This window comes from Propioniciclava coleopterorum (assembly GCF_011393335.1).
GTDB classification, from domain to species: domain Bacteria; phylum Actinomycetota; class Actinomycetes; order Propionibacteriales; family Propionibacteriaceae; genus Propioniciclava; species Propioniciclava coleopterorum.
The window spans coordinates 3,434,810-3,457,537 of record NZ_CP049865.1; the positions used below are offsets into that span (position 1 = coordinate 3,434,810).

General features: G+C 71.9%; 20 protein-coding genes, 1 pseudogene and 1 riboswitch. Of the genes and pseudogenes, 3 read left to right on the forward strand and 18 right to left on the reverse strand.

Annotated features, from left to right (window positions below):
- Positions 1–43: 43 nt before the first annotated feature.
- The 15 genes and pseudogenes from pyrF to G7070_RS16400 form a co-directional block, all read right to left on the reverse strand.
- The gene (gene pyrF, locus G7070_RS16330) at positions 44–850 is read right to left on the reverse strand and encodes an orotidine-5'-phosphate decarboxylase (protein ID WP_166234619.1); all 807 of its coding nucleotides are present in this window, start codon (positions 848–850) and stop codon (positions 44–46) included.
- Complete coding sequence (locus tag G7070_RS16335) at positions 847–1,911, reverse strand: quinone-dependent dihydroorotate dehydrogenase (RefSeq protein ID WP_166234620.1); 1,065 nt, start codon at positions 1,909–1,911, stop codon at positions 847–849. Before G7070_RS16335 ends, pyrF begins: the two co-directional genes overlap by 4 nt.
- Positions 1,908–5,258, reverse strand: coding sequence for a carbamoyl-phosphate synthase large subunit (carB, locus tag G7070_RS16340; protein ID WP_166234621.1), 3,351 nt, complete (start codon positions 5,256–5,258; stop codon positions 1,908–1,910). Before carB ends, G7070_RS16335 begins: the two co-directional genes overlap by 4 nt.
- Positions 5,258–6,406: a glutamine-hydrolyzing carbamoyl-phosphate synthase small subunit gene (gene carA / locus G7070_RS16345; protein WP_166234622.1), complete on the reverse strand. Its 1,149-nt coding sequence runs from the start codon at positions 6,404–6,406 to the stop codon at positions 5,258–5,260. Before carA ends, carB begins: the two co-directional genes overlap by 1 nt.
- 14 nt (positions 6,407–6,420) lie before the next feature.
- Complete coding sequence (gene nusB / locus G7070_RS16350; protein ID WP_166234623.1) at positions 6,421–7,023, reverse strand: transcription antitermination factor NusB; 603 nt, start codon at positions 7,021–7,023, stop codon at positions 6,421–6,423.
- A complete protein-coding gene (gene efp / locus G7070_RS16355) occupies positions 7,020–7,589 on the reverse strand; it encodes an elongation factor P (RefSeq protein ID WP_166234624.1) in 570 nt (189 codons plus the stop codon). Before efp ends, nusB begins: the two co-directional genes overlap by 4 nt.
- A gap of 95 nt (positions 7,590–7,684) precedes the next feature.
- A pseudogene (locus G7070_RS16360) lies at positions 7,685–8,332 on the reverse strand (FMN-binding negative transcriptional regulator); the annotation flags it as partial.
- Positions 8,333–8,351: 19 nt separating this feature from the next.
- Entirely contained in the window at positions 8,352–9,440 is a 1,089-nt protein-coding gene (aroB, locus tag G7070_RS16365) for a 3-dehydroquinate synthase (protein WP_166234626.1), read from the reverse strand.
- Positions 9,437–9,940, reverse strand: a complete 504-nt coding sequence (locus G7070_RS16370) for a shikimate kinase (RefSeq protein ID WP_166234627.1) — start codon at positions 9,938–9,940, stop codon at positions 9,437–9,439. Before G7070_RS16370 ends, aroB begins: the two co-directional genes overlap by 4 nt.
- The gene (gene aroC / locus G7070_RS16375; protein WP_166234628.1) at positions 9,937–11,127 is read right to left on the reverse strand and encodes a chorismate synthase; all 1,191 of its coding nucleotides are present in this window, start codon (positions 11,125–11,127) and stop codon (positions 9,937–9,939) included. Before aroC ends, G7070_RS16370 begins: the two co-directional genes overlap by 4 nt.
- Before the next feature lie 73 nt (positions 11,128–11,200).
- Positions 11,201–12,352: an endolytic transglycosylase MltG gene (mltG, locus tag G7070_RS16380; RefSeq protein ID WP_166234629.1), complete on the reverse strand. Its 1,152-nt coding sequence runs from the start codon at positions 12,350–12,352 to the stop codon at positions 11,201–11,203.
- Complete coding sequence (gene ruvX / locus G7070_RS16385; protein ID WP_431977961.1) at positions 12,349–12,810, reverse strand: Holliday junction resolvase RuvX; 462 nt, start codon at positions 12,808–12,810, stop codon at positions 12,349–12,351. The genes mltG and ruvX overlap by 4 nt, the downstream gene beginning before the upstream one ends.
- Positions 12,811–12,827: 17 nt before the next feature.
- Positions 12,828–15,506: an alanine--tRNA ligase gene (gene alaS, locus G7070_RS16390; RefSeq protein WP_166234631.1), complete on the reverse strand. Its 2,679-nt coding sequence runs from the start codon at positions 15,504–15,506 to the stop codon at positions 12,828–12,830.
- Entirely contained in the window at positions 15,503–15,754 is a 252-nt protein-coding gene (locus G7070_RS16395; protein WP_166234632.1) for a DUF6167 family protein, read from the reverse strand. The genes alaS and G7070_RS16395 overlap by 4 nt, the downstream gene beginning before the upstream one ends.
- The gene (locus G7070_RS16400; protein WP_166234633.1) at positions 15,751–16,155 is read right to left on the reverse strand and encodes a DUF948 domain-containing protein; all 405 of its coding nucleotides are present in this window, start codon (positions 16,153–16,155) and stop codon (positions 15,751–15,753) included. The genes G7070_RS16395 and G7070_RS16400 overlap by 4 nt, the downstream gene beginning before the upstream one ends.
- A gap of 200 nt (positions 16,156–16,355) precedes the next feature.
- On the opposite strand from G7070_RS16400, the gene G7070_RS16405 reads away from it, so the two are divergent.
- Complete coding sequence (locus tag G7070_RS16405; protein WP_166234634.1) at positions 16,356–16,913, forward strand: hypothetical protein; 558 nt, start codon at positions 16,356–16,358, stop codon at positions 16,911–16,913.
- A 107-nt stretch (positions 16,914–17,020) separates the two neighbouring features.
- Here the strand turns inward: G7070_RS16405 and G7070_RS16410 are convergent, their stop codons facing one another.
- Positions 17,021–18,406 carry a replication-associated recombination protein A gene (locus G7070_RS16410; RefSeq protein WP_431977907.1) on the reverse strand — a complete coding sequence of 462 codons (1,386 nt, stop codon included), beginning with the start codon at positions 18,404–18,406 and terminating at the stop codon, positions 17,021–17,023.
- A gap of 339 nt (positions 18,407–18,745) precedes the next feature.
- On the opposite strand from G7070_RS16410, the gene G7070_RS16415 reads away from it, so the two are divergent.
- A complete protein-coding gene (locus G7070_RS16415; protein ID WP_166234635.1) occupies positions 18,746–19,090 on the forward strand; it encodes a PepSY domain-containing protein in 345 nt (114 codons plus the stop codon).
- A 27-nt stretch (positions 19,091–19,117) separates the two neighbouring features.
- Here G7070_RS16415 and G7070_RS16420 read toward each other — a convergent pair whose 3' ends face one another.
- On the reverse strand, positions 19,118–19,435 hold the full coding sequence (locus G7070_RS16420; protein ID WP_284690946.1) for a DMT family transporter: 318 nt from the start codon (positions 19,433–19,435) through the stop codon (positions 19,118–19,120).
- 12 nt (positions 19,436–19,447) lie between these two features.
- Positions 19,448–19,513, reverse strand: a riboswitch (guanidine-III (ykkC-III) riboswitch).
- 178 nt (positions 19,514–19,691) lie between these two features.
- On the opposite strand from G7070_RS16420, the gene G7070_RS16425 reads away from it, so the two are divergent.
- Positions 19,692–20,285 carry a PepSY domain-containing protein gene (locus tag G7070_RS16425; RefSeq protein WP_166234636.1) on the forward strand — a complete coding sequence of 198 codons (594 nt, stop codon included), beginning with the start codon at positions 19,692–19,694 and terminating at the stop codon, positions 20,283–20,285.
- Positions 20,286–20,345: 60 nt separating this feature from the next.
- Here G7070_RS16425 and aspS read toward each other — a convergent pair whose 3' ends face one another.
- A complete protein-coding gene (gene aspS, locus G7070_RS16430) occupies positions 20,346–22,169 on the reverse strand; it encodes an aspartate--tRNA ligase (RefSeq protein WP_166234637.1) in 1,824 nt (607 codons plus the stop codon).
- Positions 22,170–22,728: the final 559 nt, after the last annotated feature.

Here is a 22,728-nt window from a genome sequence, read left to right on the forward strand (position 1 = left end):
AATACCCACCAACCAGACGGCTGGGTCTTCGAATGGTAGCAACTCAGACGGCCGCGTAGGACTTCGCTTTTGCCCGTAGCGCCTCGGAGTCCGGCCCGGCCTGAAGAATCCCGCGTCCGACCATGGGAAGCACCTTGTCGAAGGCGGGTCCGAACAATTCGGGCAGGTCCTCGAGTCGCCCACCCTGGGCGCCGATTCCTGGGACGAGGATGGACGCGTTGAACTCGGAGACGTCGCAGGCGAGCGTCCCGTGGGTGCCGCCCACGACCAGCCCGATGGCGCGGGTGCGGGCCCGCGAATTCAGTTCCTTGGCGGCGTCGATGATCTCCTGGACCACCGAGCCCTCCCGCCCCAGCGCCAGCTGGACGCTTCCGCCCTCGGGGTTGGACGTGCGGGCGAGCACGTACACGCCGCGGTCGAAGGCGATCGCGCGCTCGAAGGCGGGCATGAGGGACTCGAACCCCAGGTAGGGCGACAAGGTGACGGCGTCGCCCGCCAGGGGCGAATCGGGGGCCAGGTAGGCCTCGGCGTAGGCGGACATGGTGGATCCGATGTCGCCGCGCTTGGCGTCGATGATGCTCAGCGCACCGGCCGCGCGGATTTCAGCGATCACGGTCTCCAGGACGGCGATCCCCGCCGAGCCGTACACCTCGAAGAAGGCCGACTGGGGTTTGAAGACCGCCACGGTCTCGCCCAGGGCGTCGATGATGGTGCGGCAGTAGCGCTCCAGTCCGGCGGCCGTCAGGGGCAGGCCCCACGCCGACAGCAGCGACGCGTGCGGGTCGATCCCCACGCACAGGTTGCCCCGTTCGGCGGTCAGGGCCTTCAGACGCTGGTTGTAGGTGCTCACCGAACCTCCTCGTTGATGTCCGCGATGAGTGCGGGGCCTGCGTAGATGAAGCCAGTGTAAAGCTGGACCAGGCTCGCGCCGGCGTCCAGCAGCGCACGGGCGTCGTCCGCGGTCATCACGCCGCCCGAGCCGATGACCGGCAGGTCGGTGTGCCCGGCGACGTACGCGACCACCTCGCGGGCCCGCGCCGTGAGCGGACGGCCGGACAGCCCGCCGGCCTCGTCGGCGAGCCGCCGGTCCGCCTCGGCCAGCCCCGTCCGGCTCAGCGTCGTGTTGGTGGCGATCAGGCCCGCGGCGCCGCCGTCGGTGACCGCCTGCAGCACCTCGTCGAGCTGGGGCCAGGTCAGGTCCGGGGCGACCTTGACGAAGACCGGCAGCGGGTCGCCGGGGGCCTGCAGCGCCGCGCGGGCGGTGAGCGCGCCCACGAGCTCCCCCAGCGCGCCGCCGTCCTGCAGCGAGCGCAGGCCGGGGGTGTTGGGGCTGGAGACGTTGATCGCGATGTAGTCGGCGTGCGGCGCCAGCCGGTCGAAGGAGGTCAGGTAGTCCCCCACCGCGTCGGCCAGCGGCGTCGCCTTGGTCTTGCCCAGGGAGATCCCCAGCGGGATGCCGGCGGCGCGGTTCCCGCGCACGATCCCGGCCACGCCGAGCCGGTTGGACACCTCGACCGAGCCGCCGTTGTTGAAGCCCATCCGGTTGACCAGGGCCCCCGACGCCGGGGCGCGGAAGACCCGCGGCCGGTCGTTGCCGGGCTGCCCCTGCGCGGTGACCGTCCCGAGTTCGGCGAAGGCGAAGCCGAGGTACTGCCAGGCGAGCGCGGCGCGCGCGTCCTTGTCCATCCCGGCGGCCAGCCCCACGCGCCCGGGGAAGTCGATCCCCGCGACCGTGACCGGGTCGCCCGACGTCCGGGTGAGCAGGCCGACCAGGTCGCGCACCCCCGGCAGCGCCCCGAGCAGCGCCAGCGCCCCGATCATGTCCTCGTGGATCGATTCAGGGTCGCCGGCGTGCGCCCGGAACAGCGCCGGGCGCACCAACCGGGTGTACCCGTCGCGCACGAGGTTCATCGCCCGGCCGCCGCCTCGGTGTCGACGCGGCCCAGTTCCTCGTCCACGGCCGCGTTCCACGACTGCAGCGAGCGGACGCCCACCTCGCCGGCCTTGGCGGCCTCGATGCCCTGCACGGCGGCCGAGAGCCCCTGCACGGTCGTGATCGAGGGGATGTCGCGCAGGATCGCCGCGGACCGGATCGACCAGCCGTCGCGGCGCGGGGCGCCGTCGCGACTGGCACCCTGGGGCGTGTTGAAGATCAGGTCGATGTCGCCGCTCATGATGGCGTCCACCACGGTCGGGGCGCCGTCGGGGCCGGTGCCCTGGTGCGCCTTGCGCAGCACCTCGACCTCGACGCCGTTGCGCCGCAGCACCTGCGCGGTGCCCGCGGTCGCCACGATCCGGAAGCCCAGGTCCGCGAGCCGCTTCACCGGGAAGATCGCGTGCCGCTTGTCGCGGTTGGCGATGGAGACGAAGGCCGTCCCGCCGGTCGGCAGGCCGCCGTAGCTGCCCGTCTGGGACTTGGCGAACGCGGTCCCGAAGGTGGCGTCCAGGCCCATCACCTCGCCGGTCGACTTCATCTCCGGGCCGAGCAGCGAGTCGACGTTCTCGCCGTCGGAGGTGCGGAACCGGTTGAACGGCATCACGGCCTCCTTGACCGCGATCGGCGAGGCGTCCACGACCGCGGCGCCGTCGCCCTCGGCGCGCAGCAGCCCGGACGCGCGCAGGTCGGCGATCGACTCGCCCAGCATGACGCGGGCGCAGGCCTTGGCCAGCTGGACGCCGGTGGCCTTCGACACGAACGGCACCGTGCGCGAGGCGCGCGGGTTGGCCTCCAGCACGTAGAGCGTGTCGCCCTGCAGCGCGTACTGGATGTTGATCAGGCCGCGGACGCCGACGCCCTTGGCGATCGCCTCGGTCGACGCGCGGATGTGCTCCACGGCGTCCGCGCCCAGCGTGATCGGGGGCAGGGTGCACGCCGAGTCGCCGGAGTGGATGCCGGCCTCCTCGATGTGCTCCATGACGCCGCCGAGGTACAGCTCGGTGCCGTCGTAGAGGGCGTCCACGTCGATCTCGATGGCGTCGTCGAGGAAGCGGTCGACCAGCACCGGCTGCTGCGGGGTGATGAAGGTCGCCCGCTCGATGTAGCCGGTCAGCGCCTCGTCGTCGTAGACGATCTCCATGCCGCGCCCGCCCAGCACGTAGCTGGGACGCACGAGCACCGGGTAGCCGATCCGGTTGGCGATCTCGATCGCCTGGGCCGCGCTCTGGGCCATGCCGTAGCGGGGCGCCGGCAGCCCGGCGGCCGCGAGCACGTCGCCGAAGGCGCCGCGCTCCTCGGCCAGGTTGATCGCCTCGGGCGAGGTGCCGACGATCGGCACGCCGTTGTCCTTCAGCGCCTGGGCGAGCTTGAGCGGGGTCTGCCCGCCGAGCTGCACGATGACGCCGGCGACGGGGCCCGCGGCCTCCTCGGCGTGGTAGATCTCCAGGACGTCCTCGAGGGTGAGCGGCTCGAAGTAGAGCCGGTCGGAGGTGTCGTAGTCGGTCGAGACGGTCTCGGGGTTGCAGTTGACCATGATGGCCTCGTACCCGGCCTCGCGCAGCGTCATGGCGGCGTGCACGCACGAGTAGTCGAACTCGATGCCCTGGCCGATGCGGTTCGGTCCGGAGCCGAGGATCAGCACCGCCTCCTTGGTGCGCGGCGCGACCTCGGTCTCCTCGTCGTAGGACGAGTAGTGGTACGGCGTCCGTGCCGCGAACTCGGCGGCGCAGGTGTCGACGGTCTTGTAGACCGGGCGGATCCCCAGCGCCCACCGGACGCCGCGCACAACGTCGGCCGTGGTGTGGCGCAGCGCCGCGATCTGGGCGTCGGACAGCCCGATCCGCTTGGCGCCGAACAACAGCTCGGGCGTCAGCGCCTCGGCGTCCCGGATGCGCTCGGCGGCCTCCTTGATCTGGCAGAGCTGGTCGACGTACCACGGGTCGATCCCGGTGGCCTCGTGGACCTGTTCGATCGAGGCGCCGGCGCGCAGGGCCAGCATCACGAGCTGCAGCCGGCCGTCGTGCGGCCGCGCGGCGCGCGCCAGCAGGTCCTCGACGCTCTCGGTGACCGGCGAGGCGAAGTCGAAGGGCGCCTTGGGGTCCTCCAGCGAGCGCAGCGCCTTGTTGAGCGCCTCGGGGAAGTTGCGGCCGATCGCCATGGCCTCGCCGACGGACTTCATGTGCGTGGTGAGGGTGGACTCGGCGGTCGGGAACTTCTCGAACGCGAACCGGGGCACCTTGACCACGACGTAGTCCAGCGCGGGCTCGAACGACGCCGGGGTCTCCTCGGTGATGTCGTTGGGGATCTCGTCCAGGGTGTAGCCCACGGCCACCTTGGCGGCGATCTTGGCGATCGGGAAGCCCGTCGCCTTGGACGCCAGCGCCGAGGACCGCGACACCCGCGGGTTCATCTCGATGACGACCATGCGGCCGTCGACGGGGTTGATGGCGAACTGGATGTTGCAGCCGCCGGTGTCCACGCCGACCTCGCGGATGATCGCGATGCCGACGTCGCGCATCGCCTGGTACTCGCGGTCGGTGAGCGTCATGGCGGGGGCCACGGTGATGGAGTCGCCGGTGTGGACGCCCATCGGGTCGAGGTTCTCGATCGAGCAGATGATGACGACGTTGTCGGCCTTGTCGCGCATCACCTCCAGCTCGTACTCCTTCCAGCCGAGGATCGACTCCTCGACCAGCACCTCGGTGACGGGCGAGGCGGCCAGGCCGATGGCGGCCATCTCGCGCAGTTCCTTCTCGTCGTGGGCGAAGCCCGACCCGACGCCGCCCATCGTGAAGGAGGGCCGCAGCACCACGGGGAAGCCGAGATCCTCGGCGGCGGCCAGCACCTCCTCCATGGTGTGGGTGACGAACGAGCGCGCCGACTCCGGCTTCGCGCCGGGGATGTCGAGGCCGTCCACGATGGTCTTGAACTTCTCGCGGTCCTCGCCGCGCTGGATCGCGTCGAAGTTGGCGCCGATCATCTCGACGCCGTAGCGCTCCAGCACGCCGGACTCGTGCAGGGCGACCGCGGTGTTCAGGGCCGTCTGCCCGCCCAGCGTCGGCAGGATCGCGTCCGGGCGCTCCGCCGCGATGACCTTCTCGACCATCTCGGGGGTGATCGGCTCGATGTAGGTCGCGTCGGCGAACTCGGGGTCGGTCATGATCGTCGCCGGGTTGCTGTTGACCAGGACGACGCGGTAGCCCTCCTCGCGCAGCACGCGGCACGCCTGGGTGCCGGAGTAGTCGAACTCGCACGCCTGGCCGATGACGATCGGCCCGGAGCCGATGACCAGGATCGTGGTGATGTCGGTGCGCTTGGGCATCAGGCGTTCTCTCCCGTCGAGCGGTGGGCGTCCATGACTTCGATGAAGCGGTCGAACAGGTAGGCCGAGTCGTGCGGGCCGGCGGCCGCCTCGGGGTGGTACTGCACCGAGAAGGCGCGGATGCGGCCGTCGGCGTCCAGCAGTTCCAGGCCCTCCACGACGTCGTCGTTGAGGCACACGTGGCTGACGATCGCGTCGCCCCACGGCGTGGCGGTGGGCCGGTCGAGCGGCGCGTCGACCGCGAAGCCGTGGTTCTGCGCGGTGATCGCCACGCGTCCGGTGCGGTGATCGCGGACCGGCACGTTCAGGCCGCGGTGGCCGTACTTGAGCTTGTAGGTGCCGAAGCCCAGCGCCCGGCCGAAGATCTGGTTGCCGAAGCAGATGCCGAAGTACGGCAGCCCGGAATCCAGCACGTCGGTGAGCAGCGCGACGGCCTCGTCGGCGGTGGCCGGGTCGCCGGGGCCGTTGGAGAAGAACACCCCGTCGACGTTCAGCGCCTCGATCTGCGCCAGGGTCGTCGTCGCGGGCAGGACGTGCACCTCGATGCCGCGCGCGGCCATGAGCTCGGGCGTCATCTCCTTGATTCCCAGGTCGATCGCCGCGACGGTGTGCGTCCGCTCCCCCACGGCGGGCACCACGACGGGCTCGCCGACCGTGACCTCCTCGACCAGGTTCGCGCCCACCATCGGCGGCTGCTGCAGGACGCGCTCGAGCAGCTTGTCGGGGTCCAGCTCGGTCGTGGACAGCCCGGCCCGCATGGAGCCGCGCTCGCGCAGGTGCCGGGTCAGGGCGCGGGTGTCGATGTCGCTGATGCCGACGATCCCCTGCTCGCGCAGCGCCTCGTCCAGGCCGCGGTTGGCCCGCCAGTTGGAGGTGACGCGCGAGGCGTCGCGGACCGCGAAGCCGGCCACCCAGATGCGGCGGGACTCGTCGTCCTCGTCGTTCCAGCCGGTGTTACCGATCTGCGGGGCGGTGGCCACCACGATCTGGCGCCGGTAGGAAGGGTCGGTGAGGGTCTCCTGGTAGCCGGTCATGCCGGTGGAGAACACCGCCTCGCCGAAGGTCTCGCCCGCCGCACCGAACGACGATCCACGGAAGAATCGACCATCCTCGAGTACGAGCAGTGCGGGGCTGTCGGTGCGTTCCATGGGTGCGTCCCTTCTCATTCCTGGGCTGCGTCCCCCGTCGGGTCCTCAGCGGTGTCGGTGGCGTCCGTGCCGGAGTCGGCGGACGGCGTGTCCTGGGTGTGGCCCGCATCAGCCGCGGCGTCGTCCGCCCCGGTCTCCGGCGCCTGGTCGGCTCCGGACGCGGGCACGGATCGTCGCAGGCGGGCGGCCGCCTGGGCCAGCACCGCGTTCACGAACGCGGGCGACTCGTCGGTCGACAGCTCGGCGGCCAGGTCGACCGCCTCCTTGATCGCCACCTGGGGCGGGGTGTCGGTGTGGGCGAGCTCGAACAGCGCGATGCGCGCCAGGTTGCGGTCCACCCGGTTCATCCGCTCCAGCGTCCACCCGGGGGTGAGGCTGGCTGCGAGCAGCGCGTCGATCTCCTCGGCGTGCGCCAGGTAGCCGTTCACCAGGTCGATCGTGAACGGGCGCACCGGCGGCTCGGCCCAGCCGACCCGGTCGGCGAGCGTCTCGGTCGTGGGGCGCTCGCGCAGGTCGCTCTCGAACAGGATGTCGAGCGCCCGCTTACGGGCCTTCGTCCGGGTGGAGTTCTCGCGGTTGCGGACCCGGCCGTGGGAAGGTGTGGCGGGCTCGGTCACCCGTTGACCCGGCCGAGGTAGCTGCCGTCGCGGGTGTCGACCTTCACCTTGGTGCCCTCGTCGATGAACAGCGGCACCTGGATCTGCTTGCCGGTCTCGAGCGTGGCCGGCTTGGTGCCGGCCGAGCTGCGGTCGCCCTGCAGGCCGGGCTCGGTGTAGGTGATCACGAGCTCGACCGAGGCCGGGAGCTCGATGTAGAGGGGGTTCTCCTCGTGCAGGGCCACCAGGGCGTTCTGGTTCTCCAGCATGTAGTCCGCGGCGTCACCGACGGTGGCGGCCGGGATGTGCACCTGGTCGTAGCTGGTGGTGTCCATGAAGACGTACGCGTCGCCGTCCTGGTACAGGTACTGCATCTCGCGACGGTCGACGTTGGCGCTCTCGACCTTGGTGTCGGAGTTGAACGTCTTGTCGACGACCTTGCCGCTCAGCACGTGCTTGAGCTTGCTCCGCACAACGGTGTTGCCCTTGCCGGGCTTGTGGTGCTGGAACCAGATGACCTGCCACAGCTGGCCGTCCAGGTCGAGGACCGTTCCGTTCTTCAGATCGTTGGTCGAGATCGTGGGCATGCGCGTCCCTTTCCACGTCGAGTTCCCGACCGTCCACTCTACCGGGGGAACCCCGCCTGGTCGAAACGGCGTCCAACGGCGGACGCCGCGGGCGTTCAGGGGCGCGGGACGCCCCTGCGGCGGCGGACGTCGTCGACCAGTTCGCTCCGCGCCGCCGCGTGCGGGACGCTCACCTGCTCCATCGCGTCGGCCAGGTCGTCGCCGCCCGCCGCGCGCAGCCCGGCGATCGCGCCGGCCACGTCCTCGGGGGTGCGGTTCTGGTTGAGCTTGTCCTTGGCCTCGACCCGGGTGATCGGCAACTCGATGCCGACGATCGCCCGCAGCAGCCGGTCGTGCGCCGCCGGGTCGACGCGGCCGTCGTCGTAGCCGTGCAGCCGCGACAGTTCGCCCACCGCGTCCCGCACCCAGGCGGGATCGTCGTGGATCACCAGCGGGCCGTACGCGTGCAGCGTCACGTAATTCCACGTCGGGACGCCGGGGGTCTCGCCGTTCGAGGCGTACCAGTCGGCGTGGATGTAGCCGTCGGGGCCCGACAGGATCGCCAGCGCGTCGCCGAGGTACGGCTCGCGCCAGACCGGGTTCACGCGCGTCACGTGGAAGATCAGCGACCCGAGCCCGCCGGCGGCGTCCGGGCGCCACGTGAGCGGCAGCAGGGTCGCGACGGGGCCGGTCTCGTGCGCGGTGACCAGTTGCGCGGTGGTGGCCGAGGCGAGCAGCCCCCGGACCCGCTCGGGCGCCATCGCGAAGTGCCGGGGGTGTACATCAGCGGGCCAGTTCGGCGTAGGTGGCGCGCAGCACGTCCTCGTCGGGGGCGGTCGCCATGAAGGGCGCGCCCACGGCGTCCAGCAGGACGAAGCGGAGCGAGGCGCCGCGGGACTTCTTGTCCAGGCTCATGGTGGCCCGCAGGTCGTCGTAGGCGTCCGCCGCGTAGCTGGTGGGCAGCCCGACCGACTCCAGGACGCGCAGGTGGCGCTCGACGAAGGCGGCGTCGGCGTGCCCGAGCGCGTGCGACAGCCGCGCGGCGAAGGCCAGGCCGACCGCGACCGCGTAGCCGTGGCGCCACGTGTAGCGCTCGCGGCGCTCGATGGCGTGCCCCAGCGTGTGGCCGTAGTTGAGCAGTTCGCGGCCCACGTCGGAGCCCGTGCTGGTGGCCTCGCGCAGGTCGCCGCTCACCACGCCGGCCTTGATCCGCATCGACCGGGTGATCGCCTCGGCGAGCGCGTCCGAGCGTGGGTCGAGCATCGCGGCCGGGTCCGCCTCGAACAGTTCCAGGGTGCGCTCGTCGGCGATGAAGCCGTGCTTGATCATCTCGGCCAGGCCGCCGCGCAGGTCGTCGGGCGCCAGCGTGACGAGGTGGTCCAGGTCCGCCAGCACCCCGGCGGGCTCCCAGAAGGCGCCGACGAGGTTCTTGCCCGCGTCCAGGTTGATGCCGGTCTTGCCGCCGACCGCGGCGTCCACCATGGCCAGCAGCGTGGTCGGGATCGACACGTATCGCACGCCGCGCAGCCAGGTGGCGGCGACGAAGCCCGCCAGGTCGGTGGTGGCGCCGCCCCCGAAGCCGACCACGGCGTCCGAGCGGGTGAACCCGGCGCCCGCCAGCGCCTCCCAGCACGCCAGCAGGAAGGCGGGCGTCTTGACGCGCTCCCCGTCGGGCACGGTGAGCAGCAGCACCTCGGCGTCCAGGGTGCCGGCCAGCGCCGCCGCGGCGTCGGCGAGCTCGGCCGGGTGCAGGAGCGCGACCTTGGCGCTGCCCTCGACCAGGCCGGGCAGCAGCGCGGTCGTGCCGCGTCCCACCACGACGTCGTAGGGATGCTCCGAGGCGACCGTGATGGTCTCCCACTGCGTGGTCATCGCTCCTCCAGGGCGGCCAGCACGGCGTCGGCGAGCGCGTCGGGCTCCCGGCCGTTGGTGTCGATCTCGATGTCGGCCAGCCGCCGGTACACCGGCGTGCGGGCGTTCAGCAGCTTGATGAGCGTCGCGCGGACGCCGCCGCCGGCCAGCAGGGGGCGGCCCTCGTCCAGGCCGATGCGCTTGACGGCGTTGCGCGCGTCCACCTGCAGCCAGACCGTCGGCACGGCGGCGAGCGCGTCGGCGATCTCGGGGGTGAGCGGCGCTCCCCCGCCCAGGCTCACGACGCCGTCGCCGGCCAGCAGTTCGAGGGTGACGTCGCGCTCGAGGACGCGGAAGGCGGGCTCGCCGTCGTCGGCGAAGATGTCACGGATCTCGCGGCCCTGCCGGGACTCGATCACGGCGTCCACGTCCACGAACGGCACCCCGAGCCGGGCGGCGAGCAGCGGCCCGACGGTGGACTTGCCGCTGCCGGGCGCGCCGATCAGGGCGAGCGCCGTCACGCCAGCCGCCGCTCGGCGAGCCGGTCGAGGTAGGCGCGGTGGTTGCGGGAGGTCTCGGCGACCGAGTCCCCGCCGAACTTGGTCAGCATCAGCTCGGCGAGCACCAGCGCCACCATCGCCTCGGCCACGACGCCGGCGGCGGGGACCGCGCACACGTCGGAGCGCTGGTGGTGGGCCTGGGCCGGCTCCAGCGTGGTGGTGTCGACGGTGCGCAGCGCGCGCGGCACGGTCGCGATGGGCTTCATCGCGGCCCGGACGCGCAGCACCTCGCCGGTGCTCATCCCGCCCTCGGTGCCCCCGGAGCGGTTGGAGACCCGGGCGACGCCCGAGGCGCCCTCGGGCACCATCTCGTCGTGGGCCAGCGAGCCGCGGGTGCGGGCCAGGGTGAAGCCGTCGCCGACTTCCACGCCCTTGATGGCCTGGATGCCCATCAGGGCGCCCGCCAGCCGGGCGTCCAGGCGGGTGTCGCCCTGGGAGTGGCTGCCGACGCCCGGCGGCAGGCCGGTGACGACGACCTCGACGACGCCGCCGACGGTGTCGCCCTCGGACTTGGCGGCCTCGATCTCGGCCAGCATCCGGGCCGAGGACTCCGGGTCGAAGCAGCGCACGGGGTCGGCGTCGATCGCGTCACGGTCGGACGCCGTGGGCAGGGCCGTGCCGGTGCTGGCGACCGGCCCGATCTCGACGACGTGGCTGACGAGCTGGACGCCGTAGGCCTGGTCGAGGAAGTTGGTCGCGACCCGGCCCAGCGCCACGCGGGCGGCGGTCTCGCGGGCGGAGGCGCGCTCCAGGATCGGGCGGGCCTCGTCCCAGTCGTACTTCTGCATGCCCGCCAGGTCGGCGTGGCCGGGACGCGGCCGCGTCAGCGCGGCGTTGCGAGCCTGCCCGGCGAGCACGTCGGGGTCGACGGCGTCCGGGTTCATGACGGTCTCCCACTTGGGCCACTCGGTGTTGCCGACCATGATCGCGATCGGGGAGCCGAGCGTCTCGCCATGGCGCACGCCGGTGAGCATCGTGACCTCGTCGGCCTCGAACTTCATCCGGGCGCCGCGGCCCACCCCGAGGCGCCGGCGGCGCAGGGCGTCGGCGATGTCGTCGGTGGACACGTGGACGTGGGACGGGATGCCCTCGATCGTGGCGACCAGCGCCCGGCCGTGGGACTCCCCCGCCGTCAAGTAACGCAGCATGCCTGAAACTCTGCCACAGGCGGCGAACCGCCCCGCACCGGAGGGTGCGGGGCGGACGTCGCGGAGGCGGGGCTCAGCACTTGTCGGAGGTCTTGCAGAACTCCCGGAACTGGTTCACCGCCTGCTGGTGCTGCTCGAAGGTGTCGCTGAAGACGGTCTCGCCCGTGTCGAGGTTCACCACGACGAAGAACATCCAGTTCCCCTCGGCCGGCGTCACGGCCGCCTCGATCGCGTCCTCCGACGGCGAGGTGATCGGGGTCGGGGGCAGCTTGCCCGCGTTCTTCTGCAGGTAGGTGTTGTACGGGGAGTCGAGCTTGCGCTCCTCGGCCGTGGTCGTGACGCGTCCGGTGACGTTGTTGGCGTACGCGACCGTGGCGTCCGACTCGAGCCGCTCGCCCTTCGCGATCCGGTTGTAGAACACCCGCGCGACCTTCTGCCGGTCCTCGCTCGTCATCGCCTCCCGCTCGACGACGCTGGCCATGATGAGCGCGGTGTAGGGGTCCTTCGCCGGCGACGCCGCGGCCTGGTTGACGAAGTCGTTGCGCTCGACGACCTTGTTGAAGTTGTCGACGGTCATCTTCATGACGCCCTCGGCGGTCGGGTTGCCGCCGAGCTCGTAGGTGTCGGGGAACAGGAAGCCGTCCACGTTGCCCTTGGCCCACTCCGGCAGCCCGAGGTTGGTCGGCGCCTTGACCAGCGCCTGGAACTCCTCCACCGGCAGCTTGGACGCCTGCGCCATCGCGGCGATCTGCTCGCTGGTGCGCTGCCCCTCGCGCAGCTGCATCATGTTGCGCACGAGGTTGGCCGGGTCGAGGAGCGCGTCGAACGCGCTGATGACCGACATCTGGGTCTTCATCTTGTACTGCCCGGCCTGGACGCGGCTGGACTCGTCGGGACGCGACTGGGCGTAGCGGCGGAACGAGTCGGCCGACTTCACGACGTCCTTCTCCTCCAGCAGCTTGCCGACCGCGGTCATGGAGGCGCCCTTGGGGATCTCGATCTGGATCGGGTCGACGCCGGTGCCGATGTAGTCGTCCTTGGTGCGGAAGCCCATCCAGGCGTCCCAGGCCTTGCCGCCGACGAACCAGACGCCGCCGACCAGCACGACGAGGGCCAGGAGGACGGCGATCCACCCCTTGCTGCGGTGCCGCACCTCCCCCATGTCCCATTCGCCGGTCTCGGGGTCGCGGAGACGGTCGGGCTCGTGCGTCCGTTGCGGGCTCATCGGGTGTTCCTTCCGTCGATACGCTCCCCGACGCGGGCGAGGGCCACCCGTTCGGCGTCGAGCGCCTGGTTCAAGATTGCCACGGCCGCCGCCTGGTCGATGACCGAGCGCTGGTGGCGCGAGGAGCGGCCGGCCTCGTGCAGGTGCCGCGACGCGGTCACCGTGGTGAGCCGCTCGTCGATCAGCCGGACGTCCAGCTCGGGGAACAGGCCGGCCACCAACGCGGCCCCCTGACGCGCCATGGCGGCCGCCTCGCCCTCGGCGCCGCGCAGGTGCCGCGGCAGCCCCAGGTAGGCCGCGACGGGCTCGTACTCGGCCACGATCGCCCGCAGCCGCTCGGTCACCACCCGCCGGTCGGACGCCGGCGCGATGGTCTCGACCGGGTAGGCCAGGACGCCGGCGGCGTCGCAGGCCGCGACACCGATCCGGGCCCTGCCCCAATCGATGCCGAGCCGCACCCCCGCCGGAACCCCGCTCATGGCAGCGCCAGCGCCGCCCGGATCGCGGCCAGCGCCTCGGTGGCCTTGGACGCGTCCGCGCCGCCGCCCTGGGCAAGGTCGTCCTTGCCGCCGCCCTTGCCGCCCAGCTGGGCCGCGCCGACGCCGACCAGCGCCCCCGCCTTGGCGCCGAGTTCGCGCGCGGCCGGGGTGGTGGCGACGATCAACGCCGGCTTGGCGTCCCCGCCGACCAGCGCGATGACCGCCGGGCCGCCCGACAACTTGTCGCGCAGCGCGGTGGCCAGGGCGCGCAGGTCGTTGCCGGCCACGCCCGGCAGCTCGTGGCCGACGAATCGGAACGGGCCGGCGTCGACCGCGTCGGCGGCCAGCGCGTCGAGGTTGCCGAGCAGCTCGCGCTGGCGGAGGTCGGCGATCTGCTTCTCCGCGGTCTTGAGCTGCGCCAGCAGCCGCTCGACGCGGTCGACCAACTGGTCGGGCTGGGTCTTCAGGGTGTCGGACAGCGTGGAGACCAGCGTCCGCTCGGCCGCGAACCTGTTGAACGCGTCGGTGCTGACCAGGGCCTCGACGCGGCGGATGCCGGAGCCGACCGAGCCCTCGCCGAGCAGGTTGACCAGGCCGATCTGCGCGGTGGTGCGGACGTGGGTGCCGCCGCACAGCTCGCGCGACCACGGCCCGTTCAGCTCGACCATCCGCACCACGTCGCCGTACTTCTCGCCGAACATCGCCTGCGCGCCCAGCTCCTTGGCGGTGGCCAGCGGCAGCTCGCGGTCGGTGACCGCGAAGTCGTCGCGGATCGCCTCGTTGACGATCCCCTCGAGCTCGCTGCGCATCGCCGGCGACAGCGCCTCGTGCGCGTTGAAGTCGAAGCGCAGGTAGCCGGGCTTGTTGTAGGAGCCCGCCTGGTGCGTGGCGTCGCCGAGCATCTGGCGCAGCGCCGCGTTCACCACGTGCGTGGCGGTGTGCGCCTGCGACGCGGCGAACCGGGCCGGCGGGTCGACGGCCGCGAGCAGCTCGTCGCCCTCGGCGACGCCGCCCTCGTTCACCATCACCTTGTGCACGACCAGGCCCTGGACCGGACGCTGCACGTCCAGCACCTCGAGCTGGACGCCGTCGGCGGTCAGCATGCCCGCGTCGGCGTCCTGGCCGCCGGCCTCGGCGTAGAACGGCGTCTCCTCCAGGACGACCTCGACCACGTCGCCGGGGGCGGCGTGCGTGACGAGCTGGCCGTCGCGGACCAGCCCGCGCACGCGGCTGGGCACCGACAGGTCGGTGAAGCCGCGGAACGGCGTCTCGCCGGCGTCGCGCAGCGTCCGGTAGGCCTCGGTGTTCGCCGCGCCGCCCTTCTTGGCGCGGGCGTCCGCCTTGGCGCGGGCCTTCTGCTCGCCCATGAGCCGGGTGAACTCGTCGCGGTCGACCGCCAGGCCGGCCTCGCCGGCCATCTCCAGGGTCAGGTCGATCGGGAAGCCGTAGGTGTCGTGGAGCTGGAACGCCTGGTCGCCGGGCAGCGTCGTGACGCCGGCGTCCTTGGCCTGCCGGACGGCGACGTCGAAGATCTGCGTGCCGGCGGCCAGCGTGCGCCGGAAGGACTCCTCCTCGGCGTAGGCCGAGGTCGAGGTCCGCGCCCACTCGGTCGCCACCTCGGGGTAGGACTCCTCCATCAGCGCCTTGGAGACCGGCAGCAGCTCGGGCAGCACCGGGTCGTGGACGCCGAGCAGCCGCATCGCCCGGACGCTGCGGCGCAGCAGGCGGCGCAGCACGTAGCCGCGCGCCTCGTTGCCCGGGGTGACGCCGTCGGTCATCAGCATCAGGCCGGACCGGACGTGGTCGGCGACCACGCGCATCCGCACGTCGTCGTCGTGGTCGGCGCCGTAGCGCTTGCCCGACAGCTCGGCCGCCTTCTCGATCACCGGGAACACCTGGTCGATCTCGTACAGGTTGTCGCGACCCTGCATCAGGTAGGCGACCCGCTCCAGGCCCATGCCGGTGTCGATGTTCGGCTTGGGCAGCGGGCGCAGCACGTCGAAGTCGTCCTTGGCGCGCACCGCGGACAGTTCCTGCTGCATGAACACGAGGTTCCAGATCTCCAGGAAGCGGTCCTCGTCCACGATCGGGCCGCCGTCGGGGCCGTACGCCGCGCCGCGGTCGATGTAGATCTCCGAGCACGGGCCGCCGGGACCGGGGATGCCCATGTTCCAGTAGTTGTCCTTCAGGTCGCGGCGCTGGATGTGCTCGTCCGGCACGCCCATCGCGCGCCACAGCGCGACCGCCTCGGTGTCGCCGTCGGGAAAGTCGGGGTGGTGACCCGGCCCGAGCACCGTCACCCAGACGCGGTCGCCGTCGAACCCGAGACCGCCGGAGGCGATCGACCCGGTGACGAGCTCCCAGGCGTGCTGGATCGCGCCTTCCTTGAAGTAGTCGCCGAAGCTGAAGTTGCCGTTCATCTGGAAGAACGTGCCGTGGCGGGTCGTCTTGCCGACCTCCTCGATGTCGAGGGTGCGCACGCACTTCTGCGAGCTGGTCGCCGTCTGGAACGGCGGGGTCTCGGCGCCGGTGAAGTACGGCTTGAACGGCACCATGCCGGCGTTGACGAAGAGCAGGGTGGGGTCGTTGTAGACCAGGGACGCCGAGGGCACCAGCGTGTGCCCGGCGCGTACGAAGTGGTCGAGGAACCGGCGCCGGATCTCAGCGGTCTTCATGACAGTTGTCTTCTTTCGTCCTTGGTCAGCAGGGCGGTCAGCTCGGACCGCTTGGCGGCCCGCGCCTGGGAGTAGTGGGTGGCGAAGTCGTCGACCCAGTCCTTGGCCTGGCCGGCCGCGTCCTCAGCCCTACGCTCCAACTCCTCGGCCATCCCCGCCGGTGTCAGTCGACGAGCATACTGCCGCCCCTTCACGACGACGAAAGCCGACGCCGCCGCCCCGGCGACGAACCACAGCGCGCGGCTCATCGCTGCCCGCCGCTCACCTTGGCGCTCAGCGCCGCCCGGAAGCCGTGGAAGGAGGACGCCAGCGCGATCAGCGGCCGCCCGAACGCGGCCAGCCAGATCTGGGAGAGCGTGGCGGTGTTCTCCACCACCGTGGACGCGTGCCCGCTGACGCGCGCGACGTCGGCGGTGACCTTCTCCACCTCGGTGGTGACGCCGCCCAGGCGCGTCAGCTCGGTGTTGGCCGCCTCGACGGTGTCCTGCAGTTCGGCCAGGATCGGCGCGGTGCTGGCGTTCACGTCCTTGACGGCGCCCGTCAGCTCGTCGAGCAGCCGTCCCAGCTTGAACAGCGGGATGGCGCACATGCCGACCAGCAGCACGAAGGCGACGGCGGCGATCAGCCCGGCGATCTCTCCGACAGTCATGGGTTCGAGCCTAGTACAGGCCACTCTGCCGCCCTCCTCTCGATCAGCAACTCCACGGACTCGCCACCGGCGGTGGCTGGCAGGCTGCGACATCCCCATCGCCCACCTCGAACCGACGACGAGATCCACGAGATCCGCGAGACGAACCCGACGGCGACCAAGGCCTGCCTGCAAGACTTCGTTCGATGAGGGAGCAATGGGTGCGCGAGCTGACCGCGGCGGCGCAATGGCTGGACGGTCAGGTGGTCGTCGACTGGTGGGCCAACGAGATGGCCCTGTGGGAGGACTACAGCGGCCGGGGCCCTCGCTATGACGCCCCGGAGTTCCCGGTGCTGCAGACAACCGGTCTGGTCGCAGGCCTGGAGTGCGGGTTGGGCTGGGGACTGAAGCCCTCCCAGACCACCGAGTCCTTCGAACTCCGACCGATCAGTGAGGTGCCCGAGGCGCAGGTGATCGAGCGCCGGGAGACTTCGGTCAACGGCATCTTCCGGAGTCGACAGTTGACGGAACTACCGGTCGGACGGGTCCGCGATGTCACGGTCGGCTTCGTCCACGACATCGTGACCCTGGACGCCCGGATCGGTGGGGAGACCCTGGTTTCCGAGATCCGGTGCACCGTCGGCGGGCAACCGCTCGTCTTCCTCTCGGGCGAGGCCGAGGAGCAGCAGAACGACAGCCTCGTCTTCAAGCGCCTCGACAATGCGGTGCTGATCTTCACCGATCCGACGGCCGTCGACACCCTGCCATGGAGTCGCTGACCAGGGCGCAGCCAACCGAGTGATCGACGCGCCGGCTCGCCTGCTGCTCAAGCAGCGTGTGCTGGTGGCGGCCCACGTCGCCTCCGTCGCCGGGGCGTGCGCGACGCTCAGCCTCGACGGGGCTCGCGGCCAAGCAGGTTCCTGATCACTTCCAGGCGCTCGCCGATCTGCGCCTCGTTGCCGTGCCCGGTGGGCTCGTAGTAGCGGGTCGCGGCCAGGTCGTCGGGGAGGTACTGCTGCTCCGCCACGCCGTGCGGGAAGTCGTGCGCGTACTTGTAGCCCTTGCCGAAGCCGTGCTGCTTCGCCCCGGCGTAGTGCGCGTCGCGCAGGTGCAGCGGGACGGGGCCGCCCTTGCCCGCCGAGATGTCGGCCTGCGCGGCGCCGATCGCGGTGGTGACCGCGTTCGACTTCGGCGCGGTGGCGGCGGCGATGGTGGCGTGGGCCAGGGTGAGCCGGCCCTCGGGCATCCCGATCAGCTGGACGGCCTGCGCGGCCGCCACGCAGGTCTGCAGCACCGACGGCGCCGCCATCCCGATGTCCTCGCTGGCGGAGATGATGAGGCGGCGCGCGATGAAGCGCGGGTCCTCCCCGCCCTCCAGCATCCGGGCGAGGTAGTGCAGGGCGGCGTCCACGTCGGAGCCGCGCACCGACTTGATGAAGGCGCTGATGACGTCGTAGTGCTGGTCGCCGTCGCGGTCGTAGCGCAGCGCGGCCCGGTCGACGGCCAGCTCGACGGCCTCGGGCGTGATGGTCGTGCCGCCCAGAGCGGACGCCGACGCTGCGGCCTCCTCCAGGTAGGTCAGGCTGCGGCGGGCGTCGCCGCCCGCCAGCCGCACGATGGTGGCGCGCGCGTCGGCGTCCAGGGTGTAGTGGCCACCCTCGGGCGTCCGCAGGCCCCGCTCGTCGGCGAGCGCGCGGTCCAGCAGGGCGTCGACGTCGGCGTCCGTGAGGGGCTTGAGGGTGAGCAGGAGCGAGCGGGACAGCAGCGGCGAAATCACCGAGAACGAGGGGTTCTCCGTCGTCGCGGCGATGAGGGTGACCAGGCGGTTCTCCACGGCGGGGAGCAGGACGTCCTGCTGGGCCTTGTTGAAGCGGTGCACCTCGTCGACGAACAGCACGGTGCCGGTGCCGCGCGCCAGCTCGCGCCGGGCGGCGTCCAGCTCCGCGCGCACCTCCTTCACCCCGGCGGTGACGCCGGAGAGCTCGACGAACCGCCGGTTGGTGGCCTGGGAGACCACCGAGGCGATCGTCGTCTTGCCGACGCCGGGCGGCCCCCACAGGAAGACCGACATCGGCTGTCCCTCGGCGAGGCGCCGCAGCGGTGAGCCGGGGCCCAGCAGGTGCTGCTGGCCGACGATCTCCTCCAGGGTGCGGGGCCGCAGCCGAACGGCCAAGGGGACGGCCTCGTGACCGGCCCCCGACAGCGATCCGCCGGTGCGCGCGGCCGGGGCCGCCAAGTCGGCGGGGTCGGGGTTGCCAAACAGGTCGGTCACCCCCGGAAGCCTAGCCGTCGGCGCCGACACACCGGGGCGTGGGGGGGCGCGCGCCTCACCGCGGTGCGCGCCCGGGTGGCCTAGGTTGGAGACCATGACGTCTCGCCCACTCGTGCCCGTCCTCGTCGCTCTCGCGTCGGGGATGGTGCTGCTCGCGGGCTGCGCGACGACACCCCCCTCGCCCAGCACGCCGACCCCTTCGCCCGCCACGACCGCCGCCTCCCCACCGACACCGCAGCGACCGACCCCACGTCGGCGACCGGCGCCGAGGACGAGTCCCGCAACACCGCCGCCCGGCAGGCGATCGAGACCGCGGAGGGCGCGGTCGGCGGTCGCGCGGTGGAGCTGGAGTGGTCGGAGCAGGGCTGGAAGGCCGACGTGGTGGTCGGGGACGTCGAGCACGAGCTCCTGATCGCGCCCGCCGGCGACACGGTGACGCGGACGGACACGTCGCCGGAGAAGCTGGACGCCGACAAGCTCGACCGGCTCACCGACGCGTTCGTCACGATGCGCCAGGCCGTCGACACCGTGCTCGATCAGATCCCGGGCGACCTGCTCAAGGCCGACCTGGAGTCCGACTCCGCCCCGCTCACGGGGATGAGGTGGGACGTCACGGTGGACTTCGACGGCGACCCGGTCACGCTGACGGTGGACGCGGGCAGCGGCGACATCCGCGAGGGGTGACGCCGCCGCCTCGGCGCGCGGACGGCGTCAGTGCAGGGCCTTCAGCCCGACGACCCCGCCGACGATGGCGACCAGGCAGATGATCTTGAGCGCCGAGACGGACTCGTCGCCGGTGACCATCGCGTAGACGACCGTCAGCGTGGCGCCGATCCCCACCCACACCGCGTAGGCGGTGCCCGTGGGGAGGTCGCGCATCGCGAACGCCAGGCCGGCCATGCTCAGGATGAGGGCCACCACGAACGTGATCGAGGGCCCGAGCCGGGTGAAGCCCTCGGCCCTGCCCAGCGCGGTGGCCCACACGGCCTCCAGCACGCCGGAAATGATGAGAACGATCCATGCCAACACGGTGACCTCCGTCAAGGGCCGTCTTGTCGCACACCGGGTACGGCACCCATCGTCCGGGAGTCTCGTGTCGAGAACCTCGTTGAGGATTCTAGCAAATCCCGCACCCGTGGTGCCGCGTCCCGCCGCCCGCCGCGGTCGCATGGTGGGGGCTGCTGTCGCCCATCGCCCGCGCGGGCGTCCACGCCGATCTCGGCGTCCTCCGCGGTCAGCGCTCGCCGCTATCGCCCCGCGTGGGCGTTCCGGCTAGCGTGGACGCATGAGAAACCCCATCATCGCCCTGACGCTCGGAGTGTGCGTGGTGGCCGCGGGCTGCACCGCCGCGCCTTCCCCGTCCGCCCCGCCCGTCGCCACCGACCCGCCCACGACACCCGCCCCGAGCAGCGCCGCGCCGTCCACGCCCGGAGGCGCGACCCCGGGGCCCGAGCCGTCTCTGGACCAGGCGGCCGAGCAGCGGCTCGCCGCCGCCAGAACGGCGGTCGCGACCGCCGAGCAGGCGGTGACGGGGACCGTGACCAAGATCGAGTGGGACGACCAGCACTGGGAGGCCGAGGTGGTCGTCGGCTACCTGCAGCACGAGCTCGATCTGTCCGCCGACGGCACGCAGGTGACCCGCACCGATAGCGACCCCGACCGGCTGTCCGCCGACGAGGTCACGCGCTACGGAGAGACGAAGATCGACGTCCTGCAGGCGATCGATCGCGGGCTGCAGCTCCACCCGGGCACCCTGGTGGAGGCCGACCTGGACACCGACCGCGCTCCCGCCACCGGGACGCACTGGGAGATCAAGGTGACCGCCGGCTCGGCCGTCACCGAGTTCGTGCTCGACGGAGCCACCGGCGAGAAGCGCTGACCCCTGGTCACGACGACGGCGCGCCGCCCCTCAGGGGACGACGCGCCGTCGCGCGCTCGGTCAGGCCTGCGCAGCCTGGGGGGCGGCCGCGGGCGGCTGCCCCGGCTCCCCCTTGACGACCGGCTTGGCGTCCACGCCGGCCTCCTTGCGCTGCTGCGCGCTGATCGGGGCCGGCGCCTCGGTGAGCGGGTCGAAGCCGCCGCCCGACTTCGGGAAGGCGATGACGTCGCGGATCGTGTCGAACCCGCCCAGCAGCATGACGAGCCGGTCTAGGCCGAAGGCGATGCCGCCGTGCGGCGGGGCACCGAAGGAGAAGGCGTCCAGCAGGAAGCCGAACTTCTCCTGCGCCTCCTCCTCGCCGATGCCCATCACCGAGAAGACGCGCTCCTGCACGTCGCGGCGGTGGATACGGATCGAGCCGCCGCCGACCTCGTTGCCGTTGGCCACGAAGTCGTAGCCGTAGGACAGCGCCGAGCCCGGATCGGTGTCGAAGGTGTCCAGCGACTCAGGCTTGGGCGAGGTGAAGGCGTGGTGGACGGCCGTCCACTTCCCCTCACCCATGGCCACGTCGCCCGAGGCGACCGCGTCGGCGGTGGACTTGAACATCGGGGCGTCCACCACCCACAGCAGCGCCCAGTCCTTCGGGTCGAACAGTTCGCAGCGCCGGCCGATCTCCAGGCGCGCCGCGCCCAGCAGCTCCTGGGAGGTCTCCCGCGCGCCGGCCGCGAAGAAGATCGCGTCGCCGGGGGCGGCATCCATGGCGGCGGCGATGCCGTCGCGCTCGGCCTCGGAGATGTTCTTGGCGACCGGGCCGCCCAGCGTGCCGTCCTCACCGACCGTGATGTAGGCCAGGCCGCGGGCGCCGCGCTGCTTGGCCCACTCCTGCCAGGCGTCGAACTGGCGCCGCGGCAGCGACGCGCCGCCCGGCATGACCACGCCGCCCACGTAGGGGGCCTGGAACACGCGGAACGGCGTGTCGGCGAAGAACGAGGTGAGCTCGCGGATCTTGTTGCCGAAGCGCAGGTCGGGCTTGTCGGAGCCGTAGTCGTCCATGGCGTCGTGCCAGGTCATCCGCGGCAGCGGCAGGGCGACGTCGACGCCGATGAGCTTCCAGCAGGCGGCGATGATCTTCTCCGCGACGGCGATCACGTCGTCCTGGTCCACGAAGCTCATCTCGATGTCGAGCTGGGTGAACTCGGGCTGCCGGTCGGCGCGGAAGTCCTCGTCGCGGTAGCAGCGGGCGATCTGGTAGTACCGCTCCATGCCGGCGACCATCAGCAACTGCTTGAACAGCTGCGGGCTCTGCGGCAGGGCGTACCACTTGCCCGGGTGGAGGCGGGCAGGCACGACGAAGTCGCGGGCGCCCTCGGGCGTGGAGCGGGTCAGCGTCGGGGTCTCGACGTCGTAGAAGTCCAGCCCGTCGAGCACGTGGCGGATGGTGTGGGTCACCTTCGAGCGCAGCACGAGCGCGTCGTGCTGGCGGGGACGCCGCAGGTCGAGGTAGCGGTACTTCAGGCGGGCGTCCTCGCCGACGCCGGAGCGCTCGTCGATCTGGAACGGCAGCGGCGCGGCCGGGTTGAGCACCTCCAACTCGCGGATCGCGACCTCCACCTCGCCGGTGGGGATGTTCGGGTTGACGTTCTCGGGCGTCCGGGCGTCGACTACGCCGGTGACCTGGATGCAGTACTCGTTGCGGAGGTCGTGGATCCCGGCGGACTCCAGGTACTCGTCGCGGACGACGACCTGACAGATCCCGGAGGCGTCCCGCAGATCGATGAAGGCGACTCCCCCGTGATCGCGGCGCTTGGAGACCCAACCCGCGAGGGTGACGGTCTGGCCGACGTCGGCGGAGCGCAGCGTGCCTGCGGTGCGCGTTCGCAGCATGGCGATGTTCCTTTCTTGCCCCGCATAGACGGTGCGGGCGCGTCCTGCTGAGTCTAGGGCGTCGGGGCGTCCGGCTCCGAACCGGCCCCGCCGCCGTCACGACGAGCCCCCTTCGCTTTTGGACGGGTCGCCCGCGTTTGCGACGAGCCGCCCCTGTTTGCGACGAGCCGCCCCTGTTTGCGACGAACCGCCCCCGCTCGCGACGAGCCGCCCCCGTTCGCGACGAACCGCCCGCGCTCGCGACGAGCCGCCCCCGTTTCGGACGAGTCGCCCGCGCTTGCGACGAGTCGCCCGCGCTTGGGTCAGTTGCCCCCGTTCCTGCGTGGGCAACTGACGCAAACGGGGGCGTCTTCAACTGGTGGGTCTGCGCGCCGGCCAGACGCCCACGTTTGCGCCGAACCGCCCACGTTTGCGACGAGACGCCCACGTTTGCGACGAGTCGCCCGCGCTTGGGTCAGTTGCCCCGTTCCTGCGTGGGCAACTGACGCAAACGGGGGCGTCTTCGCCTGGTGAGTCAGCGCGCCGGCCAAGACGCCCGCGCTTGAGGCGAGCCCAAGCG